General features: G+C 39.6%; 10 protein-coding genes. 3 read left to right on the top strand and 7 right to left on the bottom strand.

Annotated features, from left to right (window positions below):
* Together K0A91_RS04610 and K0A91_RS04605 are read left to right on the top strand one after the other, a co-directional pair.
* Positions 1-234 (top strand): transposase (locus tag K0A91_RS04610; protein WP_295008595.1); only part of this gene is annotated, 234 nt, incomplete at its 5' end.
* Positions 235-312: 78 nt separating this feature from the next.
* Positions 313-603, top strand: coding sequence for a hypothetical protein (locus tag K0A91_RS04605; RefSeq protein ID WP_295008593.1), 291 nt, complete (start codon positions 313-315; stop codon positions 601-603).
* A 2-nt stretch (positions 604-605) separates the two neighbouring features.
* Here K0A91_RS04605 and K0A91_RS04600 read toward each other — a convergent pair whose 3' ends face one another.
* The 7 genes from K0A91_RS04600 to K0A91_RS04570 are packed head-to-tail and all read right to left on the bottom strand — an operon-like array spanning position 606 to position 7,477.
* Positions 606-1,031 (bottom strand): hypothetical protein, encoded by a 426-nt coding sequence (locus K0A91_RS04600; protein ID WP_295008592.1) that lies wholly within the window; start codon positions 1,029-1,031, stop codon positions 606-608.
* Positions 1,028-2,650, bottom strand: a complete 1,623-nt coding sequence (locus tag K0A91_RS04595; RefSeq protein WP_295008590.1) for a YcaO-like family protein — start codon at positions 2,648-2,650, stop codon at positions 1,028-1,030. Before K0A91_RS04595 ends, K0A91_RS04600 begins: the two co-directional genes overlap by 4 nt.
* 34 nt (positions 2,651-2,684) lie before the next feature.
* On the bottom strand, positions 2,685-3,629 hold the full coding sequence (locus K0A91_RS04590) for an iron ABC transporter permease (RefSeq protein WP_295008588.1): 945 nt from the start codon (positions 3,627-3,629) through the stop codon (positions 2,685-2,687).
* Positions 3,626-4,318, bottom strand: a complete 693-nt coding sequence (locus K0A91_RS04585; protein ID WP_295008586.1) for an ATP-binding cassette domain-containing protein — start codon at positions 4,316-4,318, stop codon at positions 3,626-3,628. The genes K0A91_RS04590 and K0A91_RS04585 overlap by 4 nt, the downstream gene beginning before the upstream one ends.
* A complete protein-coding gene (locus tag K0A91_RS04580) occupies positions 4,319-5,146 on the bottom strand; it encodes a helical backbone metal receptor (protein WP_295008584.1) in 828 nt (275 codons plus the stop codon). It lies immediately after the preceding gene.
* Entirely contained in the window at positions 5,146-6,948 is a 1,803-nt protein-coding gene (locus tag K0A91_RS04575; protein WP_295008582.1) for a TonB-dependent receptor, read from the bottom strand. The genes K0A91_RS04580 and K0A91_RS04575 overlap by 1 nt, the downstream gene beginning before the upstream one ends.
* Positions 6,949-6,979: 31 nt before the next feature.
* The gene (locus K0A91_RS04570) at positions 6,980-7,477 is read right to left on the bottom strand and encodes a hypothetical protein (RefSeq protein ID WP_295008580.1); all 498 of its coding nucleotides are present in this window, start codon (positions 7,475-7,477) and stop codon (positions 6,980-6,982) included.
* A 137-nt stretch (positions 7,478-7,614) separates the two neighbouring features.
* On the opposite strand from K0A91_RS04570, the gene K0A91_RS04565 reads away from it, so the two are divergent.
* Positions 7,615-8,943, top strand: coding sequence for an NFACT family protein (locus K0A91_RS04565; protein ID WP_295008578.1), 1,329 nt, complete (start codon positions 7,615-7,617; stop codon positions 8,941-8,943).
* The last annotated feature ends 2 nt before the right edge of the window (positions 8,944-8,945 follow it).

Below are 8,945 nucleotides of genomic sequence, written 5' to 3'. Positions count from 1 at the left end.
CCAAAAGCGCATCATAGAAAAATACACTCTACAAACCTAGTAGAGCGTTTCAACAAAGAGATAAAAAGAAGAACCAAAGTCGTAGGTGCTTTTCCAAATCAAGGCTCCGTGCTGCGTCTGTTAGTCCCGCTTGCTGTAGACACAAACGCAAAATGGCTTGATAGAAAATATGTATCTTGGGAAGATTTGGAACAGTTAAATGAAGTTGATGATGAATTTACAGAAAATTTTTGACGCTATCTCTTGCAATGTTACTTTTTGTAAATTTAATGATTTAGATTATCGTAACATCAGTTATTTAAAGGATATATAATGAGCAAAAAAGATGCTTATAAACAAAAAATAGAGGCAGAGCTGGAGTTAGTTCAGGCTAGACTCTCGGAGTTTAAAGCAAGAGGCAAGGTTTATGCGGCTGACGTGCATATAAAATATATTGAGCGTGTTGAAGAGCTTGAGCGTATGTATGACACCGCTAAAGTAAAGCTGCAAAAGCTTGATGAAGCGGGTGAGGAGAAGTGGGAACACTTTAAAGATGATGTGGAGTCTGCTTGGCATACTCTTAGTACATCCGTAAAAGATGTTGCCGAAAAGTTTAAGAAGTAGAGTTATATTTTACACTCTCTCATAATTTCTCTCCAATCAAGGTCAAACCTCTTTTGGACATACCCTTTATGGTGCGGTACGGTGCATTTTGAGCAGTCTTGATGTATCTTATCGCCATAGACTCCCTGCTCGCCGTCTTTTGAGTCTATCCCGCAGAAGCTATATTTCGTTCTGTTCTCTACTTTTTCTATGCCGTTGTCGTCAAATCTAAAGTTTGGGCAGGCGCAGAGGTAACAGTTCAGCTCCCCCATATCATGGCACTTCTTGTTATCTTTATATAAAGGGCAAAAATCAATCTCAACTTTAACCATATTTTCAAACTCAAAGTACTCTATTATCTGCTCTTTTGTGTATCCGCGTGAGACGAGTTTATCGACTATTTTTTTGTGTTTATCTGCATGCTGCTCAAACCACTCGCCGTAACTCATGCTGCCATACCTCTTTTTTTGCTCTCAAGTCTGTCGTACATCGCTAACATGTTGTAGTAGTCGTTATGCAGAGTAGTGTCAATGAAAAACTCCTCTTTTTCAAGGATTCTCACAGCTTTTTCTACCATTTCTGGAGTAAAGATATTAAAAAGTCCCTCTCTGTAATCTTCAAAATCAAGCCCCTCATTACCCATGCGTATAAGCTCGGCAACTACACGTCCAAGTCTCTTCTCACCAAACTCTAAAAGCTCCAGAGCCGCCTCTGTGTCGTCCTGAAGAAGATATAGATGCGCTTTAAACTCCGCCATCGTGAAGTTGTTTTTAAAGATAACGCCTATATATTTTTCCACGTTTAGAGAGTTGTCCAGCCCCTCAACCTCTTCTAAAATATCTTCTGTATCATATTTTGTAAAGTTTAAAACCATATCACGTATGAGTTTGCCGCTGTTTTTGTTGTTATATATCAAATCCTCTATCGGATAGACTTCGGAGAGGGTCGGAATAAGAAGCTGACATGAGTAAAATCCAAGGTAGTCATACTCTCTTATGTATATCTCTCTGTCAATCTCTTTGGCGATGTTTGTTAAAAATTCAAACTCATCCTTAGTGCCGCTTCCGTTGTATCTCCATGGCGAAAACTCAAAGCTCTTTTTAGCGCTTAAAAAGCCAAACCCGAGCTTTCCGTTTGAGTCAACAAAGTGGGACTCTAAATTAAAGCTGTCCTCGATTATGCTCATGTCAAACGTAGGAGTCTCAAATGTGTCAAGATTCTCCAAAGAGCGCCCCTGCATAAGCTCCGTCATGGTTCTCTCTAGTGAGACTTCCAAGATTGGGTGTGCTCCAAAAGAGACGAAGAGTGTTGAGTTTTTAGGGTTTATAAGAGAGATGGCAGTTACGGGAAAGACTCCGCCAAGTGTTGCGTCAAGAACTTCAACTATGTAACCGAGCTCTCTTAGTGCTGAAACATCCATGTAAACTTTGGCGTGGGATTTTAAAATCTCATCGGGAAATTTGGGAAGCGCATAGCCGTTTTTTATAATCTGGATTTTTGCGTAGCGTTCATATATCTCGCTAAGAGCCTGAACCTGCGCTTCTTGCTGAGTATTTCCGGATGCCAGACCGTTGCTGAGGTAGAGGTTGCTTAGGATATTTATAGGAAAATAGACGCTCTTGCCGTTTGAGTGTTTTTTAAAGGGCAGAGATAAAATTTTATCCGTAATACTGCTGTTGTAATCCACCAAATCTTCACCGCCAAGCTCTCCGTTTGGATCATAAATGGCTATCAACTCCTCATTTAAGTAGTCGCCGCCAAACTCAAATGCCATCTCATCTGGGTACTGTTTTTTATTCGGAAGATAAAAATCTATAAAAAAGTTGTTTGTCTGAAGCCGCTCGATGTACTCGCCCAAAGCGCTTGCCATTGAGGCGTCTGAGAGAACTCCTTTTCCGTTTGAGTAGATATGATTTGGTGCTTCAGCTGAGCTAAGGTTTACAGAGTAGCAGTTCTCAAGCGGATGTTTCTCCTGCGAGAATGTAGTCTCGCATCCGACATCTGCCAAAACGGCTCTCATTTTTCTAATCGACTCTTCGAGTGGGGCGGATTTTGATAATAGGTTCATTTGATGCTCGTATTGGGATTAATATTGTTGCAAATCATACCCGTTTTCTTCTAAGGAGCAGGTAGATGAAAAACGGAGCGCCCAAAAATGATGTTACAACGCCTATCGGCACATCTGACGCGGTGCCAAGATTTCTTGAGATTAAATCGCAAAAAACAAGAAAAATCCCGCCGTAAAAAAACGTTACATAGAGCAGTTTGTCCGCGCTTTTTTTGTAGATAACCTTTAAAATATGTGGCACTATAAGCCCGACAAAGCCAATTGGACCAGTTATGCTGACGGCAACTCCGATGGCAATTGAGACGCCAAGAAGCAAAATAGTATTTACCCTCTTTACCTCGATGCCTTTTAAAAAAGCGTTGTCGTAGGAGGTGAGGAGGAGCTTTATCTCTCTTTTATAGTTGAGTGCTAGAAGTAAAAGGGTGATTGATACCGCGACAATAGGCACTACTGTTTTAAAACCGACAACATCGAGGCTCCCCATTGTAAAACGGACTATCTCATAGCTCTGAGTCTCATCACTGATGTAAAAAAGAATCATCAGTGCGGCGCTGTAAAAAAAGGATAGAGCTATACCTATGAGAAGAAGCGTTGATGTTTCATAGACTTTTAGCCTTGAGGTGATGCCAAAGAGTATAATGATTGTAAAAAGTGCGCCGATAAACCCAAACAGAGCCATAAAAGAGACGATGCCAAATACTATGGCAAAGGCAGTTCCCAAAGTGGCTCCGCTTGCGACTCCCAGCGTAAATGGCGTGCTCATCGGGTTTCTAAAGAGCGACTGAAATATTAGTCCGCTAAGAGCCAAGAGAGCTCCAGTAAAAAAGGCAACAATAACCCTTGGAACTCTTAAATCCCAAAAGAGTTTATGCTCCATTGAAAAAATGTCGTTTATTTTTGACATGTCAATATTAATCTGCCCAAAAAACGGGGCAATTATAAGCAAAATAAGCGAGAGGATTATAAATAGATATCTCATAAATTCACCACAAAATAGTCATCTAAGCGTTTTATGCTTGTGCCGAAAAATTTATCCATATTGCACACTTCAAAAAACCTCTCGTTTGTATCAAAAAATTCTATTTTTCCCTCTGACATGTAGAGAATTTTATACCCCAGTTTGTGAGCAAGATTTAGGTCATGTGTTATGATAATTCTGTTTTGAATTTTTTCGCCTGAGAGTATCTTTGCGACTTTGAGACTCTTTTTTGGGTCGAGGTTTGCGGTCGGCTCATCAAAGATGGTAAGTTTTGCATTATGAAGAAGAGATGAGGCAATCATAGCCAACTGCTGCTCGCCGCTGCTGAGTGTTATGCATGGTTTGTGTTTTAGAGCTTTTAACTCCAAAAGCTCTAAAACATCATCTGTTGTGAGTTTTGAGTATAGTCTGCTAAGTTCTAAATACTCTCCTAAAGAGAGATACTCATCAAACATCTCAAGTTTTGGCGGTACATAGTTTATGAACTCTGAGCGCTCTTTTGCGCTAAAGTGATGTAGTTTTTTGCTAAAAAGCTCAACCGCCTGCGAGTATGTAATTGCGCATAGAACCTTAGCCAAGGTAGATTTTCCCGCACCGTTTGAGCCTAAAATGGTAAGATTTTCACCCTCATTTAGATGAAAATCTATATCTGTCAAAATGGTGTTGCTAAACTCTCTTATTTTTAACATCTAGTTGCCGCTTTTATAGTCATTTAGAATCTCTCTGAAATCTTGTAAAAAATAGACGAGTCTGTCGCTCGGTATGCCTGAATATGTCTTGTCTATGATGTAGATGGAGTTGCTCTTAGCCGCACTTATGGGCAACTCCAGCCACGGATTTATCAAATCACTTCTGCTTAGTCCCATCTCTTCCATCGAGTGAGCAAGAAGAATGACAATGTCGGGATTGCAACTGATTATATTTTCCATGTTTAAAACAGGTTGCCCTTTCCTTTGACTTTGCAGGGCGTTTTTATTTCCGCTCTCATTTATAATATCATCAAAATATAGGTTCTGACCTGCTACAAAAATTCTTGAAGCAAGAGAGGTGTTGTGTCCCATAACGATTAGAATCCTCCTCCCTTTTGTTATATTTTTTACTTTCTTTAGTTGGCTATCAATCTCTTCTACAATCTTGTTTGCCTCATCTTCTCTCTCTAGTGTCTTGCCAATTTCTAAAATAGAGCCTCTTATGTTTGAGAGAGTGTCTATGCGGACAATTTTGCTCTTGATATCGAGCTGTTTTAACTTTTCTCCAAGTTTGTAGTTGTTCTCCTGCATAATTACCAAAGTGGGGTTCAGCGCTACTATTTTTTCCAGAGAGGGCTCAAAATAGCCGCCTACTTTTGGGATATTTACAGCCTCTTTGGGAAACTCGCAGAAAGTAGTGTTTCCAACTACTTTATCCCCTTTTCCAAGAGCAAAAACTATCTCGTTTATGGAGGGAGAGAGAGCAATTATTCTCTCGCTTGCAAAGATGTTCAGAGCCAAAGAGAGCAGTAAAAAGAGTTTTATCATTAAAATTGAGCCTTAATCCCTGCGTATGCACTCAGAGGAGCAGTCGCGTAACCATCCAATACTTGGTAATATTTGTCAAACAGGTTCTCTATTTTAGCATATATAGAGATGTTTTTATTGAGGCTATAGTTCGTCACAAGGTTTACAACAGTGTACTTTCCAGTCTGTGTGCCGCTTTCGTTATCGTTTGAGTATCGCTCACCGATATACTCGCCGTTTATTCCTATATGCAGATTTTTTACACCATAATAATCTAATGCAAGATTAATAGTATTTTTCGGTCTTCTGCTGAGCACTTCATTATCGCTGTTTTTGGCATCGAGCCAAGTATAGTTTGATGTAAGTGAGACATCTTCGCCAAGTTTAGTATTATACTCTATTTCAAAACCTTGGATTTTGGTCTCTCCTGTAGCATTAAAATATTTCCAGGTATTTAAATCAAAATCAATCATATCTTTTGTTGTTGAGTTAAAATAGGTAACTTTGAACTCCTTATATCCAACACTCAAATCATAACTCATCGTATTTTCAGGCGTCAGGTTTTCGTTTCCGTAAGTCGGATCATAAAGATTATATATTGTGGGTACATTGTAAGACGAACCTATGTTTGCGCTTGTTATCAAGCCCTCTACGCTCTTGCAAAAATGTTTTACGCCGAGCTTGCCTGTTGTCTTGTCATCAAATTTGTCATAATCGTCAAAGCGTATAGATTCACTGACAACTGTTTTTGAGCCTAAAAGGGTGAACTCATTGGAGTTTGTAAGAAAAACAGCCTTGTTGTTATACTTTTTTTGTAAGTCGTTCTTATGCTCAAATGTTTTGTAATCAAGACCAAAGACGACAAAGTCGTCATCATTGTAGGGCGTGTTAGACTTTATGCCGTATTCCTGAATCTCTCCGTCAAACTTTTTTGTCCAACCTTGGGGATAGTCTCTGTTGAAAACTGAAAGTTTTGCATAAACATCAAGCTCGGTGAAACTGTTTTTGTGGTTGAAATTGACTTGGCTGAAACTGTCCTCCGTGATTGAATCTTCAATGCCGTTGGGAGTTGCAAAAGGGTCGGATTCAGTCTTGGAGTATATTATTGTGTGCGACATGTCAATTTTGTTATTTTCGTCAAAATTAAACCCAAGCTTTATGTTTGAAGTCGTGTTTTTGTAACCGTCATCTTCGTACATGTCAATGTTGTCGCCATTTGGAGATTGTGCTGTGAATCCATCTGTATCTACTTGTTGTAGACCTGCTTTGATGTAGTATCTATCTTCTTTATAAGATGCTAGTAAACCATATTTTTTTGTATTAAAACTTCCAAATTCAGCGTTGATAGAACCGTGCAAGCCTGTTTTTGCACTTTTTGTGATTATGTTGATGACACCTGCCGTTGCATCAGCTCCCCAGATACCGGACTGCGCGCCTTTTATGATCTCTATCTGTTCGATATCTCCTATCATCAAATCTCCAAAAGGAGCACCGTTTAAACCGGTTATATCATTGTATCTGATACCGTCTATTAGAACTAGGGTTCTTTTTGAATCAAGACCTCTTAGGTAAACAGCGGATGTTGTTCCAAGACCGCCGTTGCTTGTAAAGTTAATGCCTGAGATGCTGTTTAGCGCCTCCGTTACAGTTGTGTAGTGCTTTTCTTCAATCTCTTTGCTTGTGATTACGTTTACGTTTGATGTGACGTCTTCGATTGACTGCGCTATTTTTGTCGCACTTGTTACTGTGATTTGTTCTAGCTCAATATTTTGAGCGACTAATATGGTTGAGGTCAGTAGTGATAAAAGTATCTTTTTTTTCATGTATCTTTCTTTTCATTTTTTGAGTGTAAGTTTAAATTTTTTTAATGATGATGTTTTTGAGATTGCCACGCTTCGCTCGCAATGACGGGAAACTTCGCTCGCAATGACGGGAAACTTCACTCGCAATGACGGGAAACTTCACTCGCAATGACGCACAAACGTCACTGTGAGGAGTGAAACGACGTGGCAGTCTCTTTGTTGCATTGAAAAATGGCGGAGAGATAGCGCTGTTTAGGTTTTTAAAGTAGTTGAAAAAGTAGTTTTGATTTGGGTGAAGCAGAAGCGTTTTACGTGTTTTTTTTAAATAGTAACAGTTGCAATGGCAAGGCTTTGCGGATAGCTCTAACATGCAGAGCGTGGCGGCGAGCTCCTCTTCTTCTAATTCTGCTTCAAGTTCGTCATTTGAGAATTGTAACATGTGAAAACTCTGCACGCGCGACGTATTGGCATTTAGTGTAACTTGGTTGGAAGTTGCGGTAATCGCCCTTAGCGTAAAGTAGTTTTTGCCGAAGCCCTTTGGAAGTTTCACAAATCTCTCACATCTCTATTTTTTTTGCAATTATAGCAGGATAAATCCAAGGTTGCTACTATGTTAAACCTATGTTGCCGAATGAGATGGAGAAGCTGTTATAAGTCTAGTTGTTTTAAGTGTGATAAAATCTTGTTATGAAACTATCACACCTAAAACAGATTACCGCTTATCTGCAAAAGTTTACAAAAATATCAGCCATATACAGAGTAAGTGACACCATTATAAAAGTTGTTTTTGACAGAGATAATGAACTTTACTTTGAGATGCGGCGCTCAAACTCCAGAATGTTTAAATGCGCCTCCTACGCTCGCTCAAAAGTCTATAATGCGCCCTTTGACGTAGTTTTGGCAAAGAGGTTTAACCGTGCAAATATTCTACATGTAGAAATTTTCGGCGGCGACAAGATATTAAGGTTTAAAACCTCCGTGGCGTCAGCCTACAAGGAGGAGAGAACCTATCTGCAGTTTGAATTTACGGGAAAATATACAAACGTAATTATTCTGGATGAGGATGAGGTAGTTCTTGAAGCGCTCAGACATGTTGACCTTTTTTCCTCATTTCGAGAGGTAAGGGTAGGGCAGAAACTTCTTGGGGTTCCGCAGGCTCCGTTTGAGGCAAAAGAGTACCCGATTGATGATGTCGAGCAGTTTTTGTATGATGAGTACGCAAAAGAGATGGATGATAAACTCTCGTCTTTAAAGAAGCAGAAAATCTCACTTCTAAATAAAAAACTAAAAAAATTAGAGAAGCTCTTTGAGAACTTGGATAATGAAGCCCAGCTTGAAACAGAAGCGGCAGAGTGTAGCCATTTCGGAAATCTTCTTCTGGCAAATATGCACAATATCAAGCCCTACCAGAGAGTTGTAGAGCTTGATGATTATGAGGGCAAAAAGGTCACTGTTGAGCTTCACAAGGAGTTCTCATCAGTTGCAAGGATGGCAAATTCGCTCTTTTTGCGAAGTAAAAAAGCAAAGCAGAGAGCCTCTCACATGCACATAGAGAGAGAGTCTTTAGAGTCAAAAATAGAACACATGAACCTCTTCATCCATACGGTGCAAGAGGCAAAAGATATTGCAAAAATTCAGCTTCTCTTTCCAAAAAATGTTCAGGCTAAAAAAGTAAAAACAAACGACTCCATCGAGACTTTTTGGATTGACGGATACAAGGTAAGTCTGGGAAAAAACGAGAGAGGCAATGTTGAACTGCTCCAAAATGCCCGTGCAAAGGATATTTGGCTCCACATGAAAGAGAGACCATCAGCGCATGTCATCATCACCACCGACAAGCAAAATGTTCCCGATAACGTTATAAAAGGCTCAGCAAGACTCTGTGTTGATTTTACAATATTTGAGAAAGACAGGTATTTGGTCGATTATACTCCAAGAAGAGAAGTTACCATTCAAAGTGGGGCTAATGTACTTTATAATAAGTATAAAACGGTAGAAGTGGATACAAGGACTTAATA

The sequence above is a fragment of the Sulfurimonas sp. genome (assembly GCF_019429335.1).
Taxonomy (GTDB): Bacteria; Campylobacterota; Campylobacteria; order Campylobacterales; family Sulfurimonadaceae; genus Sulfurimonas.
Note: the sequence above shows the minus strand (reverse complement) of the source record. Positions and strands in the feature narration are given on the sequence as shown.